This is a genomic window from Geosporobacter ferrireducens (assembly GCF_001750685.1).
Lineage (GTDB): Bacteria > Bacillota > Clostridia > Peptostreptococcales > Thermotaleaceae > Geosporobacter > Geosporobacter ferrireducens.
On the sequence record NZ_CP017269.1, the window covers coordinates 1312652 to 1333022 of the forward strand.

19 protein-coding genes are annotated in these 20371 nt (G+C 37.7%); 5 read left to right on the forward strand and 14 right to left on the reverse strand.

All coding sequences use genetic code 11. The features are described from left to right. Nucleotides 1–9 precede the first annotated feature (9 nt). Nucleotides 10–636, reverse strand: a complete 627-nt coding sequence (locus Gferi_RS06645; protein WP_069974839.1) for a TetR/AcrR family transcriptional regulator — start codon at nucleotides 634–636, stop codon at nucleotides 10–12. 135 nt (nucleotides 637–771) lie between these two features. Here Gferi_RS06645 and Gferi_RS06650 point away from each other — a divergent pair, with 135 nt between their 5' ends. The 3 genes from Gferi_RS06650 to Gferi_RS06660 all read left to right on the forward strand — a co-directional run bounded on the left by Gferi_RS06650 (nucleotide 772) and on the right by Gferi_RS06660 (nucleotide 2914). Further along, complete coding sequence (locus Gferi_RS06650) at nucleotides 772–1317, forward strand: MerR family transcriptional regulator (protein WP_069974840.1); 546 nt, start codon at nucleotides 772–774, stop codon at nucleotides 1315–1317. 82 nt (nucleotides 1318–1399) lie between these two features. Continuing rightward, a complete protein-coding gene (locus Gferi_RS06655; protein WP_069974841.1) occupies nucleotides 1400–1591 on the forward strand; it encodes a hypothetical protein in 192 nt (63 codons plus the stop codon). Nucleotides 1592–1933: 342 nt separating this feature from the next. After that, a complete protein-coding gene (locus tag Gferi_RS06660) occupies nucleotides 1934–2914 on the forward strand; it encodes a helix-turn-helix transcriptional regulator (RefSeq protein WP_330389606.1) in 981 nt (326 codons plus the stop codon). 206 nt (nucleotides 2915–3120) lie between these two features. Here Gferi_RS06660 and Gferi_RS06665 read toward each other — a convergent pair whose 3' ends face one another. The 6 genes from Gferi_RS06665 to Gferi_RS06690 all read right to left on the reverse strand — a co-directional run bounded on the left by Gferi_RS06665 (nucleotide 3121) and on the right by Gferi_RS06690 (nucleotide 8550). Continuing rightward, entirely contained in the window at nucleotides 3121–4521 is a 1401-nt protein-coding gene (locus Gferi_RS06665) for an FtsW/RodA/SpoVE family cell cycle protein (protein WP_069974843.1), read from the reverse strand. Continuing rightward, nucleotides 4514–4852, reverse strand: coding sequence for a PadR family transcriptional regulator (locus tag Gferi_RS06670; RefSeq protein ID WP_069974844.1), 339 nt, complete (start codon nucleotides 4850–4852; stop codon nucleotides 4514–4516). Before Gferi_RS06670 ends, Gferi_RS06665 begins: the two co-directional genes overlap by 8 nt. 118 nt (nucleotides 4853–4970) lie before the next feature. Then, nucleotides 4971–5861 (reverse strand): 4-hydroxy-tetrahydrodipicolinate synthase, encoded by an 891-nt coding sequence (gene dapA, locus Gferi_RS06675; RefSeq protein ID WP_069974845.1) that lies wholly within the window; start codon nucleotides 5859–5861, stop codon nucleotides 4971–4973. Between the two features lie 154 nt (nucleotides 5862–6015). Beyond that, nucleotides 6016–7176, reverse strand: a complete 1161-nt coding sequence (locus Gferi_RS06680) for a UxaA family hydrolase (protein WP_069974846.1) — start codon at nucleotides 7174–7176, stop codon at nucleotides 6016–6018. Nucleotides 7177–7204: 28 nt separating this feature from the next. Further along, nucleotides 7205–7486 carry a UxaA family hydrolase gene (locus Gferi_RS06685; RefSeq protein WP_069974847.1) on the reverse strand — a complete coding sequence of 94 codons (282 nt, stop codon included), beginning with the start codon at nucleotides 7484–7486 and terminating at the stop codon, nucleotides 7205–7207. A 71-nt stretch (nucleotides 7487–7557) separates the two neighbouring features. Beyond that, nucleotides 7558–8550, reverse strand: a complete 993-nt coding sequence (locus Gferi_RS06690; RefSeq protein WP_069974848.1) for a 2-keto-3-deoxygluconate permease — start codon at nucleotides 8548–8550, stop codon at nucleotides 7558–7560. A 283-nt stretch (nucleotides 8551–8833) separates the two neighbouring features. Between Gferi_RS06690 and Gferi_RS06695 the strand changes: the two genes are divergently transcribed. Continuing rightward, nucleotides 8834–9640 (forward strand): IclR family transcriptional regulator, encoded by an 807-nt coding sequence (locus tag Gferi_RS06695; RefSeq protein WP_069974849.1) that lies wholly within the window; start codon nucleotides 8834–8836, stop codon nucleotides 9638–9640. 238 nt (nucleotides 9641–9878) lie between these two features. Here Gferi_RS06695 and Gferi_RS06700 read toward each other — a convergent pair whose 3' ends face one another. The 5 genes from Gferi_RS06700 to Gferi_RS06720 all read right to left on the reverse strand — a co-directional run bounded on the left by Gferi_RS06700 (nucleotide 9879) and on the right by Gferi_RS06720 (nucleotide 16601). After that, a complete protein-coding gene (locus Gferi_RS06700) occupies nucleotides 9879–10802 on the reverse strand; it encodes an ROK family protein (protein WP_069974850.1) in 924 nt (307 codons plus the stop codon). Nucleotides 10803–10904: 102 nt separating this feature from the next. Continuing rightward, nucleotides 10905–12263: an FAD-dependent oxidoreductase gene (locus tag Gferi_RS06705; protein WP_069974851.1), complete on the reverse strand. Its 1359-nt coding sequence runs from the start codon at nucleotides 12261–12263 to the stop codon at nucleotides 10905–10907. Between the two features lie 100 nt (nucleotides 12264–12363). Then, nucleotides 12364–13020 (reverse strand): hypothetical protein, encoded by a 657-nt coding sequence (locus Gferi_RS06710; protein ID WP_069974852.1) that lies wholly within the window; start codon nucleotides 13018–13020, stop codon nucleotides 12364–12366. A gap of 21 nt (nucleotides 13021–13041) precedes the next feature. Next, the gene (locus tag Gferi_RS06715; protein WP_069974853.1) at nucleotides 13042–15180 is read right to left on the reverse strand and encodes a hydantoinase/oxoprolinase family protein; all 2139 of its coding nucleotides are present in this window, start codon (nucleotides 15178–15180) and stop codon (nucleotides 13042–13044) included. A gap of 134 nt (nucleotides 15181–15314) precedes the next feature. Beyond that, nucleotides 15315–16601, reverse strand: a complete 1287-nt coding sequence (locus Gferi_RS06720; RefSeq protein WP_069974854.1) for a transporter permease — start codon at nucleotides 16599–16601, stop codon at nucleotides 15315–15317. A 355-nt stretch (nucleotides 16602–16956) separates the two neighbouring features. On the opposite strand from Gferi_RS06720, the gene Gferi_RS06725 reads away from it, so the two are divergent. Beyond that, nucleotides 16957–17814 (forward strand): MurR/RpiR family transcriptional regulator, encoded by an 858-nt coding sequence (locus Gferi_RS06725; RefSeq protein WP_069974855.1) that lies wholly within the window; start codon nucleotides 16957–16959, stop codon nucleotides 17812–17814. Between the two features lie 367 nt (nucleotides 17815–18181). Here Gferi_RS06725 and Gferi_RS06730 read toward each other — a convergent pair whose 3' ends face one another. Together Gferi_RS06730 and Gferi_RS06735 are read right to left on the reverse strand one after the other, a co-directional pair. Then, complete coding sequence (locus Gferi_RS06730) at nucleotides 18182–19168, reverse strand: ornithine cyclodeaminase family protein (RefSeq protein WP_069974856.1); 987 nt, start codon at nucleotides 19166–19168, stop codon at nucleotides 18182–18184. A gap of 8 nt (nucleotides 19169–19176) precedes the next feature. Next, nucleotides 19177–20298 (reverse strand): aminotransferase class I/II-fold pyridoxal phosphate-dependent enzyme, encoded by a 1122-nt coding sequence (locus Gferi_RS06735; protein WP_069974857.1) that lies wholly within the window; start codon nucleotides 20296–20298, stop codon nucleotides 19177–19179. Nucleotides 20299–20371: the final 73 nt, after the last annotated feature.

Below are 20371 nucleotides of genomic sequence, written 5' to 3' on the forward strand. Positions count from 1 at the left end.
TCTTTTCATTCATCCCCAGTACTGCATAAATAACTGCATAAATGAATCCGATGGAACCTCCAGCATCTTTTCAAGCATCGAGATCAACGCTGCCATAACCTTCATTTGCGAATCAGCATCCACTACAAAGATACCTTCATCAGTTAACGTTAGTGATGCCGCCAGAAAAATTTGCATATACTGCAAAGGATATCTGCAACTCCAAGCTTTCCTTTCAATTCCTTCTTCAATAACCTTTACCAGAATAGGCGACATAGCTGTAACTATTTGATTCAAAGTTTTCTGATGCAATAATGCATTTTGAGTTTTATGCAATTCATTAAGCATATCACTGTCAACCTTATCATTAATCCGCATTGCCATGAAGATATGCATCAGTTTTTCTTCCGGGCTAATGCCATTTTTCTTAAGTATTTTTTCGGCCCTGCTGACTACAATCTCTTTATATCGCAGCACAATCGCATCCAAAACTTCTTCTTTAGATTTGAAATAATGATAGAAAGTACCTTTTGCAATGGCAACCTCTTTAAGTATGTCATTAACAGTACACTTCTCATATCCATTCATATGAAATAGCCTTTCGGCCGTATCAAGAATTTCATTTCTTCTTTCATCATATGCTTTAATAATTCTCATAATTTCACTCCATTTCACTAATGTACCGACCGTCGGTCTATCAATAATATATTATACCATTTTCTTCCTGTCAACAATTTTTTAATAAAAGCAGATGTAGCATATCCTGCAAATCGTACGAGACGAGGTGAAAAGATGCCAAAAACCTCTTGGAAAATTGGTGAGCTTGCAAGCCAGTGTGGAATAACAGTAAGAACACTACACCATTACCACCAAATAGGTCTATTAGTGCCCTCTGAATTTACCGAAGCTGGTCATAGGCTTTACACAAAGGCTGATGCATCAAAACTTCAGCAGATATTATCTCTAAAACAATTGGGGCTTTCATTAGAGGAAATCTATAACTTTATTGAAAATCATAATTATAATCCGATGCTTGTAGTTCAAGCCCAGCTCGAAATCATAAATGAACAGATAAAGTTAAAGGAAAAGCTGCGTTATGAGCTTGAACAACTACAAACACTACTGTCATTTGACCAAAATATAAGTGCAGACCAATTATTAAAAATAATGGAGTTGATCCGAATGAATGAAAGTAATTATTTAGTACCAGAGCTGGTCGAAAAAATGAGAGCTTTCCTCAATAGCCTTACGGAAGAAAAAAATTTAAAGTTGAAAAAGATGCTGCCGCTCGTTGATGAGACACAAAAACAGGCTTTACAGAAAATGATCTTAAAATAGCATGATATGCAAGCGATATCAATCTGTAGACCCAATCAGTACGTTTATGCAACTTATATAAGTAATATAAAGGAAAATTACAATGAATGAGAAATCAGTACAACAACAGGAGCAAAACAGAACAAATATTGTCAAGGGGTTAAATGATATTTTTGCAAAAGGCAGGGGTTTTTCCATTCTGTTCTTTGGAGGAGGTCGCGGGTGCGGGGCGCGTAGCCCCGTAAAAGCTTACGATAACCGCCGCACCAGTGAAGCCGATTTTGCCGTAAAATGAAGTGGACGGAAACAGGGGCAGGATTGTTTTTATCCTGTTCCCCGTTTTCGGCGGCGTAATGACACGACAAAAATCAAGCCTGTCAATGGTTTAAGGGTGGAGATTTTTTTGCATCCTTTGCGAAAAAATACTACCCGTCCATTGATAGGCTTGATAGTCGGAACGGACGGTTAAAGCTTTTGATAGAAATAGGTTGAAACTATGGTATAGTAAATTGTGTGGTTTTAGATTTGACTTTGGGCTACAGTACGAAGATAATTTATTTTTCGGAGTTTTCAGCAAGTAAAATCAAGCAATGCAAGTTCCATTACTCTATAATAACTATAGGGTGGTTGAAACGAGGTGAACGGACGAATGTACGAATGGCAGAAACAAATTCAAATAATCGTTGATGAAATTGACAAATGTATTAAAAATTATAATGATGAAGCCTTGACACTACGCTTTCTTTCTCGCAGGCTGGGTTATTCCGAATTTTATACAACGAGAAAATTCAAAGAAATATCGGGTATGCAATTTAGGGATTATCTGCGGCATAGAAAATTAGCCTTTGCACTAAAAGAGGTTCGGGATAGTGAAAAAAGCATTTTGGATATTGCTTTTGATTATGGTTTTTCATCACATGAAGCTTTTACCAGAGCTTTTAAGGGAACATATGGTGTAACTCCAAGTGAATACCGAAAAAAGCCTAAGCCTGTCGTTCTTCGTACAAAAATAAACCCTTTCGACCGCTACTTTTTAGGATTGGGAGAGATTGGGATGATGAAATCTACAGATAATGTTAAAATTTATTTTGTAACCATTCCCGCACACAAATTCTTGCACATTAAAAACTATGAGAGTAATGGGTATTGGGATTTTTGGCAAAAGCAAAGTCTTATTCCGGGACAGGACTGCGAAACAATATGCGGCTTACTCGATAGTATCAAGGGCAAATTGGATGACGAAGGCGGGAGCGAATCTAACAGCGGCAACGGTCAGATTATGGCGTACATTAATGACCCGGACGGCAGACTCTGCGATTGGGGTATTCCACGTACAGAGTGTTATGGTGTACGACTTCCTTTTGATTATAAAGGCGAAGTACCACCACAAATGCTTATGATTGATGTTCCCGAAGCCGAGTATATTGTTTTTGAACATGGGCCATTCGATTATGAGCAGGAAAATCGTAGTGTGGAGGAAAAGATTGAAAAGGCAATGGCAACTTTTGATTTTGCAGGCACCGGTTACTGCTTTGATACTTCCCCCGGTAGAATAATTTACTTTTATCATAATCCGGAACGGTTTTTTAAGTATATTAGGCCGGTACGGAAATCATAATCAATTTATTTTCAAGATGGGCAAGTTTGCGGCTTGCCCGTCTTGATTGCGGATTTACCGCTCCATATCCTGCGCTTGGCGTGAAAAACATAAGGTGGACTGGATTCCTAGTATAGACCAGAGATATTTTGAATCGTGCATAGATTATGTTCGTTTTAATTCAGCTGAAGCGCATTGATAAATTCAAAAGTCGGGCAAGTGTCACTTCATTGCTGCTTCCAAGCCTTTAGATCTATTATAAGCTTACCATCTGAAAAACTTACAATATCTTTTTTAAATGGTTTGTTTAAAACATTTTCCTTATAGGATATCAGATTGTTTCTTCGCCAAACAGACAGAATAATTCCTACAAGTGCCATATTTATAACATACCCTGTACCAGCATAAGACACAAAGGGCATATTGACACTTGCTAACGGGAACAAATTGAAATTTATTAAAATACTAATTAAAAATTGTGCCGATAGGATTGTACAAGCAGACATAGATAAATAAAACCCATAACGATTTTTTATTTTACTTGTGGTCATAAACATTCTAACAATAAAAATACCAATCAGTAAAACCAGTACAATTCCAACCGCCCAACCAAGCGTTGCTATTACATTGACAAGTATATATTCACCTGTGGCATTAGGCAGACTCATATCCAAGCTATACCCATTGTATGTAGCTTCCGTTTTGCCAAACCAGCTTGAAATAGATAGCCAGGTATTTGCCATATACTGTGGGTAACCAGCTCCTGAAAGATCTGCTTTAACAGTAAGGCGTTTTAATTTATATGGGTTCGTTATAACACTATATATGAATAATATAACCGGGACAGCACCGCCTGCAAAGACTGCCATGAACTGGCTTTTTTTATTTTTGCTAAAATGATTTCTCATTATAGCTGTGATAAGTACAACCGCATATGCGACTGCCAGTACAAAAGCAGTAGCTGCACTTGGCATCAGTATCAATAAAAATACTGAAAAAGCGCCTTGAATAATTAATTTTATAATACTAATTGCACCTTTTCCGCGGTATTTCTCTAAAAAACCTGCAAACGCTATTAAAAACAATACACTTGCAAATTCCGGAGATGAAATGGAAAAATTACCAATCACAAGCCACCTTTTAACACCATTTACCTGTATTCCTATTAGCATTGTTACTAAAATCAATAAAATCCCGGAAATATAAATAGGCATGGATATATTTTTAAACTTGGTATAATCAAAATAATATAAAGCTGTCATGGTACTTATACCCATAGCTGAAAAGACTATATATCTCGAGAAATCAATTGCTCGTCCGTCAACGAATTTACTGCTTGAAAACATAACTATACCACCGATTATAGTAATGATCGCTGTTAAAATCAAAAGCGACCATTCCGTCTGTGGTTTATGCTGACGGTTTAGCTTTATGCCTATTTCTTCTGTATTTCCCATTGCAGAAATCGCTAAATCCAGCGCTTTTTCTTCATCGTACCCATTCGCTATATTTTCTTCCTTTAAATCGTTTATATGCTCGCCAAGCTCTTCCCGGAGGTCTTTATGTACTGCTTTATAGTCTATATGGATGCAAACTTCATCTAAAAATGCTTCTATTTTTTTATTCAAAGCAGACACCCCCAATTACAGAATTAATTGCCCTGGTGTAGATTTGCCACTCGGATTTTTTATCCTCCAAAAGTTTTTTTCCGATTTTTGTGATTTTATAATATTTCCTGCGTTTTCCATTATCGGCATCAAGCCAATAGGACTCAATGGCTTTTTCATTTTCTAAGCTGTGAAGCATAGGGTAAAGCGTTCCTTCTTTAAGCTCAAAAACATTTTTTGATAACTTTTTAAGTTCATGTGTTATTTGATACCCATACATATCTTCCTTATCTAAAAGAGAAAGAATAAGGATAGATGTACTGCCTTTCATAAGCTCCTTATTAATTTTCATATTGACCTCCTATGCATAGCATTTCTTTATAAGTAGATATTCTATGTATAATATTGTATTTAGAAAAATTCTGATTGTCAATATGTTTCGTATACAATAGGAAAGCTGTTGAATAAATTTATTTATAATCTCTGATTAGTTCATCAAGAATTAATTTTTGGCTGTCAATTAATTTTATATCCGAACTCCTTAAACTTGTATTAAATTGATGACCTAAGGTCTTACTTACCGCTTCCTTTATTGCTAGTATGAAAGGATTTGATAAATCATAAATAGCCATTAATTCATTAATTTTTTCCTGAAAAACTATCAGTTTAGCTAAATTTCCATCTTGATATGCTTTATAAGCACTTGTAAATAACTCAGCTGCAAAATTACTTAGCCCACCTATTATACCAGCACCCCCTGATAATAAGTTAGGTAATAGACATTCATCAAATCCTGAAAATACGCAGAAATCATCCTTCACCTTTTTCACAGCTTCAATATATTTTCTTGTGTTTCCAAATGCTACAGTAGAATCCTTGATCCCAACAATATTATCAAATTCCTTTGCTAAGCGACTCACCAATTCTACAGACATATTAATAGATGTACGCTCTGGAAAATTATAGAGCAAAATAGGCAATGATGATTCTATTGCAATCTTTTGATAATACTCATAGAGACTATGGTCACCTAATGAGAAGAAATAGGGACATATAACTAAAACAGCGTCTGCTCCTAATTCATATACATATTGGTTTAGTTCGATTACTTCTTGTACATCATTAGAACCTGTTCCCACCATGATCTTTGTTCTTTTATCAATAACTTTTATGGCAAATTTTAAAAACTCTTTTTTCTCTTCTAATGATAAAGTAAAGAATTCTCCAATACTTCCCATTAAAACAATACCATCTACGCCATCCTCAATTAACTTTTCAATTAGTTTCCCATTACTTGCTTTATCAATCCCCCCCGTTTCATCAAATATTGTGATCATTGGAGTATAAATTCCTTTAAACATTTTATCAGTCCACCTTTTTGTCATTTTTAATTTCATATCTAGAACAATAAAAAAACATACCGTACAAACAGATCATTAACTTAAGGCCTGCCCATACTCAATTTTGCTTTATCTTTATTATATTTTCAAAATTTTCTATTATATAGGCCTATTTTTATACGTAGTTACACAATCTTGCTATAGCTATTTCTGTATAACCTAAGGCTTCTGCCTTTGTTAATCTGCCATTAGCTACTTCAACAACCTCTTTTAGCAGTGCATCGCCTAACTGGTCCATTGTCTGCGGACCGTAAATTACCGGACTGGCATCTACATCAATGTTATCAATCATATTCGCATAGGTGATTTTATTCCCTGTCACCTTGATAACTGGGGCTATTGGATTACCTGTAGGCGTTCCTCGCCCAGTTGAAAAGACGATAATTTGTGCGCCTCCAGCCACCATTGCAGCTACAGAAGAAGGATCATTACCAGGGGTATCCATAATTACAAGTCCCTTTTCACGAACCTCCTTTGCATAATCATATACAGCTGTAATCTCAGTATGCCCACCTTTATGTATACACCCGAGGGATTTTTCTTCAAGGGTCGTAATTCCACCTGCCTTGTTGCCAGGTGATGGATTTCCCTCTCTCACTTCTTCCCCCACCATCTGCAGGGCTTTTTCATATCTATAGACAATTTCATATATTCTATCCTTAACCGCTGGCGTTTTGGCCCTTTCGGATAAAAGATGTTCAGCACCTATAAGTTCTGTTGTCTCTGACAGTATAGATGTGGCCCCATGGGCTACTAATCGATCACTTAGTTCACCTATTAATGGATTTGCAGCTAATCCACTTGTTGGATCAGATCCCCCGCATTCGGTTCCAATAATTAGTTCCGAAATAGGAAATTCTTCTCTTTTAAGTAAGCTTGCTTCCTGAACCATTTTTCTGGCAACCCGAACCGCCCTTTCAATGGTTGTCAATGTGCCTCCGTTTTCCTGAATAATAAAGGTTTCCATTGGCTTGTTTGTTCTTTCTTTAATAGCTTCAACTACAAGATTCATCTGACAATTTTCACAACCGAGAGAAATAACAACCGTACCATAAATATTAGGATTTGCAGCAAAACCAGCTAGAATATCCATTGTTAATTGTTGGTCTCCTTCAACTTGAGCACACCCATTTTGATTGTTAAAAGTAACAGCCCCTTTCACCTGAGAAGCAACCATTCTAGTTGTATCAGATGCACAAACACTTGCAGGCAAAATTAAAACATGATTTCTTACACCAACCCTGCCGTCTGGTCTTTTATATCCGTAAAAATTCATCTTTACCAGCCCCCTTTATAGTTTATCGTTATGCATTTTCTCTCTTGCTTACTACATTATGCTCATGTACATGCTGCCCAACTTTAATATCACAGGCTGCAACCCCAATATACTGACCGTACTTGACAACGGTCTCGTCTTTTGCAATATCCTTTGTCGCCACTTTATGATAAATTTCAATATCATCTAAGGCCGTAACAGCTATTGTAGAACCATCATTCATCTTACAGTTAACCTCTGATCCTTTTGTAATTGACTCAATCGAAACTGCCACGTTGTCTTTTTCATTAATAACCAAAGCATTACCCATAGCTTCCACTCCTCTTAAATATCCGTTTTTATGTAATTTGTTTTATGCTAAGCTTTATATGTTTTAATTTATCAAGCCTTTTGCTCTGCTAGCTTTTGGCTCTTAAATTCCTGCCCTTTCAAAGGATATTTAGGACACCCGTATTTCTTTGCCCACCAGTCCGTAATAAATGGAACTAGAAGCGCCGTAACTACAGTGGCTGCTGCAACCTGGGTTGTAGCTGTACCCACATAAGCTTGCCAAGCCGGATCTATTAAAGCTACCGCCGCCGGCACTGCAACTGCATTCCCCGCTGTTGTTGAAACAGCCCATGCTGCATATCCCGGACGGCCTCCAATAAATCTATCACAGAATACTATGAAAATTCCTCCCAAGAATGTACAAATCAAACCAAGAAGAATTCCTTGAGGTCCCCCTTTAACAATATTTGTTATATTGATCCCAGCACCTAAGGCAAAACCTACAAAGGGTATCAGGATCGTTCCTGCTGGTGCTAAAAAATTCTTTAGTTCTTGATCAATATTTCCTAAGATCATACCTACAACAATAGGTACAACGGCTGCTACGAGAGCAATAAATGGTATATTCGCAAGTCCAGATGCTCCAAGGGCAATTAGTGTTAAAAACGGTCCATCATTAAGCGCCAGCAGCGCCATGGCAGCTGCATCTGTTTCGTCTCCGTATTCATTCATTAGAGAAAGATACACACTGCCATTGCTATTCGTTACTGCACTGATTACTGATAATGTAGTTAATCCTAAGACTCCGGCCATGCCAAACATTTTTCCAATACCAATACCAATGGCCGCCCCAATTGCGAATTTTGATAGAAGTAGGATTCCACCTCTTTTAAAAACTTTTGGCATTTCTTTAAACTGTAGTGTTGTTCCCAGACAAAATAGTTGGATTCCAATAGCCGTAGCTGCCCCGGCACTAGTAAAAACTGCAGTTGTAAAGGATCCAATTTGCACTATTTGTGGAATAAACGTATTAATCAGTGATGCGATAAGCATTGGGACAATCATCATACCTGCAGGTACCTTCTTAATAAATCTCATAATCATAGCATGAATCCCCCTTAATTTTATTCGTCTACATTTCCATGCTTAAAATAATAGTATTCCCCTCTCCTCTCTCCAATGTTCGTATTTACGAACGCTGTTTGTTTATACAAACTTTATACTTAGATAATAGCATAGACATTTTATTGAGTCAATATTAATCTAGTTAAATTTTCTAAATTCTCCAACATGTTTTCTCTTGATTTTTTGCTTTCGTTTGATATGGGAATCGTTATCTGATATTATAAAAATACTGGTTATATCATTTTGAATGGAGGTTGGTTATATGGAGAGGACCACACATAGGCCTACTGAAAGGGTACTAAATATTTTAGAATTATTAGCGGCTCATCCTGAAGGTCTTACTCTAACAGGGATAGCTGAAGCTATCAAAGCTCCCAAAAGCACTATTTTCCCTATTATACAAACTATGTTAGACCGCAGATTTATTTTTTTAGATAAACCAACCTTGAAATATACTGTTGGAATAGCCTCTTTCTGCGTAGGTGCCTCCTATTCCAGCAACAAAAATGTCTTGGAATTTATTAATAATGAAATTAAATATATTGTCAGTGAAATTGAGGAAACATGCCAGATGGGTATATTAGATAGGGGCTCTGTATTATATATTTCAAAGGTGGATCCGGATAAAAAAATTGATATTCGGCTCATCTCCCATGTAGGCAAGCGTCTACCTGCCTATTGTACGGCTTTGGGAAAAGCTCTATTATATCAATTTGATTTAGAAGACTTAAAATTATTATATCCTGAAGGTTTAAAGGCTTATACCAAGAATACAATCACAAATTTAGAAATCTTAGCACAGCAGCTGAATCAGGTTAAAGAAGATAATATTGCACAAGAAGTAGAGGAAGTAACAGAACACTTGCGTTGTTTAGCCGTTCCCCTATCTAATAATGGCGAAACAGTAGCTGCCCTCAGTATTAGTATTCCTACCTTCCGGGCTACTGAAGAAAAATTAAACCTGGCAAAAAGCTTATTATTAAGTGCTAAGAAAAAAATTGAAACCTATTTTGCTGCAGTTAATATAGATGTAGAAAGCTTAACCTTTAAAAACGAATTATACCGTTAAGCACCTTAATACTAGCCATAAAAAGGATTTATTCAAAAAATAGACAATAAAAAATTAAGGATAGAAAATTTGATCTATCCTTTTTTTGCTATTTTATCTAAATATAAAAATTCAACCTGGGGACGGTCCGCGTTGAATCTGGTTTAAAAATAATTCAGCTTCAGAACTGTCCCTTAAATCATACAGGCTAAATGATGAAATAATTTGCAAGTACTGTTCCGAAATATGTGAAATATTCTCAAGTTTTGTTGTTTAGCCTTGTTACTTTCTTTTTAACCAGGTACATGGCGCCGATCATTCCCGGTTCATTGAATTGCGAAAGTTCTACTTGAATTTTTCCCCTCATTACCGGGTAGATGTATTGTTCAAATCTTTCCTTCATTTCAGCTGCAAAGTTAGGTACAGCCGTAGATACCCCCCCACCCAGTATAAATATGTGGGGTTCTACCACATGGGCAATGGCTGCCATTCCCCTTGCCAGCGAATCCATGGCAGACGCTGCTATTTCTCTTGCTGTTTCGTTATTTTCCCGTGCCAGTTTAAATACTTCATGGGCATGATTAACCTTTAATCCTCTTTTTTGCGCCAGCTTTAAAATACTTGTGCCACTGGCCATCCCTTCTAGGGAACCGGAATTTAAGAAACTGTGTTTTACCGGTTTATCGCTAACGATGATATTTCCAATCTCTCCAGCATTTCCTGATGCGCCGGAAAGTATTTCACCATGAATACACAGGCCTCCGCCAACACCTGTACTCACTGTAATATAAAATACGATGGGATAACCTTTCCCTGCGCCTTCCAAGCTTTCTGCCAAAGCTGCCACATTGCAGTCATTTTCTATATAGCATGGGATTCCAAAGTATTCTGTTATCCTATCAGCCAAGGGAACGAAGTCCCAACCCGGAAGGTTTACAGGGCCAAGGACAATTCCCTCATAGGGGTTGAGGGGCCCTGGCATACCAATCCCAATTCCGCCTATGTCATGGTCACCTTTCACCATTTGTATATTCTGCTTAAGATTAGCTATGATGTACTCAGGTCCCCTATTTGCCTCCGTCAGAAACTTATTCTCACAGACAAGCTTATTTTCATGGTTAAACAGACCTATTCGTATATTGGTTCCGCCAAAATCAACACCAATCCAATGCTTATTTTTCATAGGATTTACTCCCTTCGGTTCAGGATATTCAATCTAGAGTTAATGCTTATTGGTTTTACCGTAAAAGATTTTAGCACTATTCAGCAGCTGGATAAATGTACTCTAATCTAAAAATGCTTGTTGCTCCAGTAAAATTCTTCTAAGCTCTTTTGGATCAATCTCCTTTGCGTTGAACCCACCTCTTGCTATCATTGAAGCTGCTGCTCCTCCTGCGTGACCAATGGCACCTGCCGTAGGCGTTAGCCGAATTGCCGCCTGTGCTTCAAAATCTGCTGATATGCATCTGCCGACAGTAATAATATTGTTGATTTTATGATTGACCAAACATCTGTATGGAATACTGTAATATTCTCCCCATTTAAGCTTTTTGGCTTCTGTTCCCTCCCCGTCAGGATTATGTATGTCAATGGGATATCCCGAATGGGCGATTGCATCTTCAAACTTTCTACATGCAATAAGGTCTTCTCCCGTAAGCGTATATACCCCTTTTATTTGTCTTGATCCTCTTACGCCAATTGATGGTCCTGTGAATTCAACCTGTGCATTCTCAAATCCCGGTATGTTTGATTTTAGAAACCTGGCTAACTCCCTTGTCTGCTTCCTGCCTTTTATTTCTGCTTTGCTTAAGCTGATTGGGTCTGTCGCATCATAACCTAGCAGCCTTGAGGTATTTACAATAATTTCACCATAATTATTTGTTTCAAAAAATAAAACATCCTCCCGTCTAAAGGAAATATCTCCCTTATCTTGTGCCTTTTTCAGCATCTTAACAAAACCACCAATAGAAAGTCTGTCAGATTTGTCAATGATTGAGGTATCCCCTTTTAACCTCGGGAATTCATCCGGATTTTCCTTTATAAAGTTTCTAACCTTTTTCATGTCTATACAGTTCATTCTCAATTTCATTGTCATTGGCTGAGATGCACCGTCAGTAGGCCGGCCTTTAGTAAAATCCACACCTGCCATCATGGATAGGTCTGCATCACCGGTAGCATCAATAAATACCTTCCCGGTTAGATTGCTAAGTCCCGCTTTATTACAGAGGATAATTTCTTTAATTTCCTGATTCTCAACTTTTACGTCTGCCAGCATGGTATGATAAAGTATTTCTCCGCCGCTTTCTAAGACCATATCCTCAAGCTCAATCTTCATAGCCTCTAAATCAAAAGGGGTGACCGTATAGGTAAATCCCGTGGTATCATAAATATGTCCGGGCGATTTACCTTGATTAACAAGCCGCTCGATGAGTTCTCCTGTAAGTCCCCGGATCACCTGGGTATTTCCTGCATGAAATGTCATCATGGGGCCAACACCGGAAGCCGTCAGCATGCCTCCAAGAAAACCATTTTTTTCGATCACCAATGTTTTAACACCATTTCTTGCGGCGGCCACGGCAGCCATTGCCCCTGAAATCCCGCCGCCTACTATTATCACGTCATATTCCCTGCTTACATATTGCATAATAATCCCCCTTTTTTAGTGTTCAGCTATACCTGGTCATTTGGCAGTACTTTAAAACAGGTCCTATATAATAACAGACCACAGGTTCGTGTGATCCGGATTATTTATGGATATGGCACCTTCCCCCTTTGGTCTCTATCTGGAATCTTTTTACTAATGCCTGAAGGTAATCCGGAGGCAACTGTTTAGTATGCATCAAATAGATATAGTCATAAATATTGGGCATGTATTCAAGCCCGAGCATTTGTTTTGAAAAAGCATGGGCAGCAATTTCACTGCATCGGCTTATGTTGGCTTTTCTGGTAAAGAAGGGCAGCTTTAATGTAACAACCGGGTCTAAGGTTTCTGATACGGCCTTACCGGTTATATATTCATGGTAGTGGAAGAATTCATGACACAGGTGTATATCCAATGCCTTCTCGTATGTCAATTGTCCGCCGCCTTCCAGCGAAGACATTTTTGCAAGCTCAGCTAAAGAATTTCTGTATATGGTTACACTGCTCTTTTTTTTGCCTAAATGAAACTGTGCCCTGAACCGGATTCCCAAGAAAGCGGAACTGCCGTCAGCATACCTTATTTCTATATTCTTTTCCATGTAAAGTGATCGAATATCTCTACGGATATATTGGCGCGCAGCAGATATTCCTTCTTTTATGGAGCGGTCAATGTAGTACATGTACTTCTCTGCCGGTATCTTGTGAAAAAGTAGGTCATGTGACAGCTCACCAAAGGCTAGCACCTGATCATTTATATTCATTTTCCCTGCCTCCAGGTACAATTATTTGTAAGCCACTGCTATTATTTCATCCTCCTGATCAAGAAAGTCTGTCTCAACTTCCATAATCGAGTATAGTTGTTCTGCATTTTGCATGCCAGTTAAATCAAGCATTTTTTCTTTATAGAATAGGAACACTTTAGGAATAGTTGCATTTGCATCGGAGTAGGTAGTATTCTCATCAAGGAATTCAGCAAAAATGCTATTTGTTTGGGATTTTTTAAACTTTAGGCATGCTGCCTTTTCTTTTTTTAACCTTACTACACCCTCCCGGTCAATGATGCAGGAGTATCTTTTTTTCTTCTTGAGAAGACCCATAAAAGCTTTTTCAGTAGTATTTGCTTCAAACAAATACCATCTTCCAATTCCATACAAAAAGGCTACATCTCCTGCTTGAACAACCAATGCTTCAGCTGATATTTGTTTGAGCTGCTCCACGGACAAGTTCACAGCCGACAGGTCTTTTTTCCTTAATTCGGTAGCACCTGTTGCGATTGCCCTAACCATATTTTTCTGGTTATCTATCTCGATGGTAACATCCACAGTTTGTTCATTGGCACCTGATTTAACGATTCTCTCAATTACATCTGCACGAATCCTCTTGATATCATTTTCTGTAGGATTTACGATTGTACGTTCAATTTGCTCCCTCACCATTGCCAGTGCCACACCGATCGTAGAGATATAGGGCGCATTTTTCGCAATTTTCCACTTGAAACCGTAGTGCTCAGCTAATGCATTCACCACTACCGCCCCGCTTCCGCCGCCGCCTACCAATGTAATGAATCTTTTATCAAGGGCATATTCCCTGATTAACGCATCAATAACCACGGACAGTTTTTGGATAGCAATTTCCATAACCTGTTTTGCAGCTTCCTCAGTACCGGTTCCCACATGATCTGCTAAAGCCTGCCATGCGATTTTTGCACAATTAACCTTTCCCTGTGCATAATCACCTTCTGGGATATAGCCTAATATATTGGCTGCTCCTGCAAGGGTTAATGAATACTCTTTGCCGTCCTGAGCAGTAATTGTTGCATATTCTTTAGGATCATCCCTTCGCGGGCTTACAAAATTAATTTTCGCTTCAGTGATTGCTCCTTCTTCAACAAAGCACTCGTATTTCTTGCCGGCAATATGTGCACTTCTGGGACCAACATCCACAATTTGACCATCTTTAACCCTAATCATACTGCCGCCGGCAATCCCCATCGTTCTTACATCCAGGGACTGCAGGTATGTTTTATGTCCTCCTACTTGGGCATACTTCATCATTACCCTGCCATTTTTGATTACCGAGATGTCAACACTGGTGCCTCCGACCTCGAGAAATATCCCATCGGAAACTTTTTCATATATAAGTGCTCCCGCAACACCGGCTGCCAATCCGGAAAGCATTGTAAGAATCGGTCTTTGGCGGACTTCATTTATACTCATGACGCCTCCGTCACAACGCATAATCATGAGATTTGACTTTATTTTTGTATCTAATACTGCCTTTTCAGTCATATTGGCAGTTTCCATCATTTTGGGTATAAGGCTTGCATTTACAACAGCAGTACGTGTACGCATTTTTAGTCCGTAAAGCTGTGATATTTCATGCCCTCCTGTATTATACAACCCCTTGCCGGCAGCAATTTCCATTACCTTTAACTCGTTAGCGGGATTATCTACGCTATATGCCTCAGAAGCCACGATTACTTCACAGCCTTCTGACAGGAGTTCTTCTATTGCTTCGGAAATAGATTGCTGATTCAGCGCTTTAGAATCAACAAACCGGTGCTTTGATTTCAAATGCTTATTCGGTGCCAATTCTATGTTCTCTACATTGGTTTCTTTTTTAGCACTGATCGCATCGATTCCTGTTCCCATACCTATAATCCCAACTGCTGCTACATCGCCCTCCAACAGCGCATTCGTGGCTTGCGTCGTTCCATGGGCAATAAACACTACATCCTCCGGAGCTATATTGTGTTCACTCATCAGAGTAGAAATTATTTTTACAACACCAACTGCCACTCCTTCTTCATGGGTTGTAGGAAGCTTCATTTTAGCGATTACTTCGTATGTAGAATTATCTATAATTACAGCGTCTGTAAAGGTTCCCCCTACATCAATACCAATTCTTATCTTTTTGGTCATTGTTTTCCTCCTCTTATCCCTTTCGTCATCGTTTGTCTCCAGAGGTCTATCGATCTAATGCATTAAATGCCTTTTTTTACAAGCGGTACAGATGGAAATTTCATCTATACCGCTTGTTTTAAAATCTATGCAGACTAAAACACTAAAAAGCTTGCAAGTATTAAACCTGCGATTGTAGATATGGCTATCCATAAAATCGTTTTCTTAAGAATCTCATTTGGATCCGTCTTAATAAAGTCTGACACCCAAACATTATGAGAATTTGTTGGGTCACATACAGCTTGAACATTGCTGGTTAACCGGAGTGCAAGCATAGCGCCCACCGGATTCATGCCACCTGCCGCTAAAAGTGCTACCAAACCGCTTCCAAGGCCCCACACATTCAGTGGCCCTCTATAAATTGCAAGAGGAGATAGCAGTCCAAAAATGAGTATATACGTTACAGGGCTGCCTGGAATGATGGCATTAATAAAAGGCTGTAGGATTTTAGCTACTTGGGGTGCCATAACAGCATTTAATAACATACCGATTCCTATCATCAAGGAAGCTGCTCCAGCTGTATCTTGTATTCCTTCGATTAATGCGCTGGATGTTACTTGTACGGGATTTTTAGGCGTAGATAGTATCAGTGTAAGTAAAATACCTGTCATTACTGCCGGAACCAATGGAACTTTAAAGGCAAAAACCAAAACTACAGGAATAATCGGACTGATAAGGGCAATTGCCCTTACATTTTTTTCTTGTGTCATTGGGCTAGCAGTGGGCATAGCCCATGCTTTACTCGTATACCCTGCATATTTAACAAAATAAACTACGATGAATATGGATGCTAAGACCAATGGTAATCCAGGAACCCATGAATAAGCGGTAACGGTTTCAAGCGGTAATTGCAGTACATCTATGTATACGCCCAAGGTTCCAACGCTAAAAGTAACACCGATGCCGTTAGCTAATAATAGCACGATGCCGCTTACGATGGGACTTATCCCCGAAGAAATCATAATCGGGAGTATGATCGTACCGACCAAAATAACCATTCCTAAACCATTCGATGCTGCAAAGATTACAGAAGCTACCCCTAAAAAAGCTAAAGCGATTGCCAGCGGCTTATCACCTGCTAATTCAGCTGCTTTCCTGATGATCGTGCTTGTGATCCCAACCTTTGTCAATATCTTTCCAAACCATGCGCCGAAAAAGAGCCCTGCTATTGCTGTACTCATTCTCATAGAACCTGCTTCCAGGATATTTTTGGCAATCGTGAACTCTTCGCCGTTTGCCGACCTAAAGGGTATCCCTGCTATAAAAGCAATGGAAACAGCCATAATGGGCAAAGCAAGAATTGTTGGCAATTTACGCATCATCATAAGCGCTACCAAAATTCCAAATGTACAGAGTATTCCAACTACCTGCAATGTGTTCATAAAAAACCCCCCTTTTTTATATCATTAAGAACACCCATTGGATGGTGATCATAATGTCACTTATGGTATAAGTTCACTGTATCCCCCACTGCAGCATCAAATAACCGGCTTCAGTATTTATTTCTTTATACTCGTTATGATATAATCCTATCATCATTTTCAAAATGTTTCAATATTTTTGAAAGATTTTTTTCAAAACATTAGACGTTTTTTGATTTTATTTTTTCACTTCCAAAGACATGTTTTGACAGAATTTAAAAATTTCCTTCACTAAATGTGATATGGTTTGTTTTTTTCTAGTATATATGCTATTGTATTTATAAAATTAAATGTATGAAGTATGAGGTGGTAATAAATGATACCAACGGTAATTGCTAAAATTATTTCTATGCAGCCCAATTTCACCATGAGTGAAAATGAAATAAGCCAATATGTAATTAATAATACTGAGTCAGTGATTTCAAGCACTATCACCACTATTGCAAAAGAAACGAATACATCAGAAGCAAGTATAAATCGTTTCTGTAAAAAGATGGGATATAAAGGCTTCAACAGTTTTAAAATTGCACTAATGCAGGAAAATTTCTACAATAACATGAAACAGCAGAATACCTACAATGCCAATGAAGGATTAATCGAATCCATAACTGCTGACTATCGTCAAATGCTCATAAATACATCTGCCATGATGAGCGAGGAAAATATTATTGAAGCTGTTGAATATATTAAATCAGCTAAAAACATCCATATATTTGCTTTATCCAATTCAGCTTTTCTTGCCAGTGAGCTTGAATTCAAACTAAGGGTCTTAGGCATCTCTGCTAAGGCTCATACCGATGTCTTTGATATGCATATTTCTGCAATAAATATCTCGCCAAAGGATGTAGCCATTATAATCGCTCCCACTATTTTAATGCGGGATATCTATCAGTGTTTAACTACTTGCCATGAAAAAGGAGCTAAAATCATAAGCATTTCAAGTTATGATTCTTCCAAGCTAAATGATTTTGTAAATGTGAAATTCATTACTTCTGATAAAATTACTGCCAAGAACTCTATTTCCCTTTCCAATAACTTAATGTATTTATACGTCCTGGACTTAATTTATAGTGCATTGCTTAAGAGTGACAAATCCTTGCGTGAGAAAAAACTAAACAGTGATTCTGTTTTAAACAGCCACCAAACCATTGATAATAATATATTGGAATATTAATTGTAATTATAGGTCCTATTTTATTGACCTATATACTTTATAAGCTTATTACGGAACATATCGATGAACGCTTTGACGAATTGAAAAAATGGCTGCAATATAATAATCAAGAAAAATGACTATTTTTTTAGTTTTCATTTAAATGTTTGGTATTCTTAAGGGGGATTATGGATTTAGGCGCTTTTTACTACGAGGGAAAAAGAATGTAAAAACAGAATTCTTCCTTCTGTGCTTAAAATAGACTAGCTGCAGTTTTTTCACAAAACTTCAATGAAAAAGCACCCATTATTGAAAGAAAAAAGGAACTGTCACGCCATGATTGTTAAATCATTTTGAGACAGTCCCTTTCCGTAATCTATAGTTTTCTTTAAAGCAGCTTTATCGTTGTCCCAACATTCGAAGATAATGCCTTTTGATAGATCAAAGCAGCCAAAGTATTGTCTTGAATTCCCATGCCAGTAGAATCAAAAATAGTAACCTCAGATTCATTTGTTCTTGCTTCTTTATTTCCAAGAAGAACTTCTCCTAGTTCAGCATATATGTCCGAAATCTCTATATCACCTGTTTCAATTGCATTCTGTATTTCACCACGTTCAACGCACTGCGCTACTGAATCAACATATATTTTGGACCGACAGAATATCTTTGGGTCAATTTCTTGCTTGCCTTTCATATCAGCTCCGATAGCAATTATATGCGTTCCACTCTTAACCCATTCATTCATAACAAGCATCTTTCTGCTTGGTGTTGTTGTGACAATAATATCCGCATCCATAACAGCTTCTTTTGATGTTCCGCAGGTTTCAACCGACACATTTAGCAAGGCTGAAATGTCATTTTTGTAGGCATTCATGAATTCCTTACAGGTATCCCATACAGACACAGATTCTATATTAACAACTTCACTTATCGCCTTAATTTGTAAACGTGCTTGATTCCCTGCTCCGATTACAGCTACTTTTTTTGAATCTTTTTTTGCTAAAAGGCGAGCTGATAATCCACCAGCTGCACCCGTTCTGTAACTAGTAATCAGGCTTCCATCCATTATACATAATGGATATCCATTCTTACCATCAAGCAATATAATTGTTGCCAGTAATGTAGGCATATTGTACCGCTTTGGATTATCCCAGTATCCAGATGCACATTTGATACTTACTAGTGCTTCGGATTTTGAATAACATGTCTTAATATCAATTTCTCCATTATGCTCTGCATCGTCAATAGATACAATAGGTGGTTGAATAACCTGATCGCTGCAATAAGCTTTATATGCCTGTTCAACAGAAGCAATTGCGTCTTTCATATTTATTAGCTTGCTTACATCTTGTTTTGATAAAATAAGCGTTTCCATTTGATCACCTAAATATATTTCTTTTCTTGTAAGTATTCTTCAAATTTTGAGAGACTTTCTGCAAAATTTGTCCTGCCATAGCCCATTCTGAAATATTGTCCTTTAAAATCATAAATACTTGATGGCAGTAAAAGTACTCCTTTTTCTGCAACCATTATCTCACAGAAGTCATGGATTGGCATTTGGGTATTCATTTTATGAAATGCTACTGGCCCAGCCATTGGTCGGTTGTATTTAAAAAGCTTCGAATATCTATGAAAGAAATCATCCGCAATCTTAAGATTTGATTCGATTATGCATTTATTCTTCTTTAAGATTTCATCACTATGTTTGAGTGCGATCATAGAAAGATACTCAGATGGACCGCTGGAGCAAATACTTGTGTAATGCTTCATTTTTTTCACCTTTTCAATAATCTCATGATCTTTAGTGGCAATCCATCCAAGTCTGAGTCCTGCCAAACCATATGCCTTTGACATAACCCCAAGTGATATGCCCTTTTCATAGCAATCAGCAAACCAAGGCCGCTTAATCCCATCTAATTCAACACCTTTATATACTTCATCACAAAAGACATATAAATCATATCTTCTTGCTATTTCAACTATTTTTTCTATTTCTTCTTTTTTAAAGGTATAACCTGTCGGATTATTAGGGCTGTTCAAACATATGAGTTTTGTGTTTGGTTTTATCATACTTTCCAATTTATTAAAGTCAATTGCCCAACCATTCTCTGCCTGTTCTAAAGACCATTTTGATACTTCACACCCTATTGAATTTGCAACTTCGAATAATGATTGATAAATGGGGAATTGACATATTACATGGTCTTCTTGATCTAACAACACATTCATAAAATTGAATATTGGCTCTTGTGCTCCAACGTGAACTATAATTTCCTCCGGTACAATTGTTGTATACAGATTTGCGATAACCTCTCGTAGATATGGACTTCCAGACACTTCAGTGTATCCCAGCCACCCTTCCAAAAATTCTTTCTCCGAACCCGGCTCGTAAGCAAGCAGTTCCTTGATACTCATCGAAGCACAATCTGACTGCGTAAGTAAATAGGGTGCAGAAAACTCATGCTTTCCGAAAAACACTTCCAATTTAAAATCTTTTAACTTCATTCTTCATCATTCCTTTCTTGAATTTATAATCATAATACAATATAATAACTTAGAAATAACCAGCCAAAAAAAA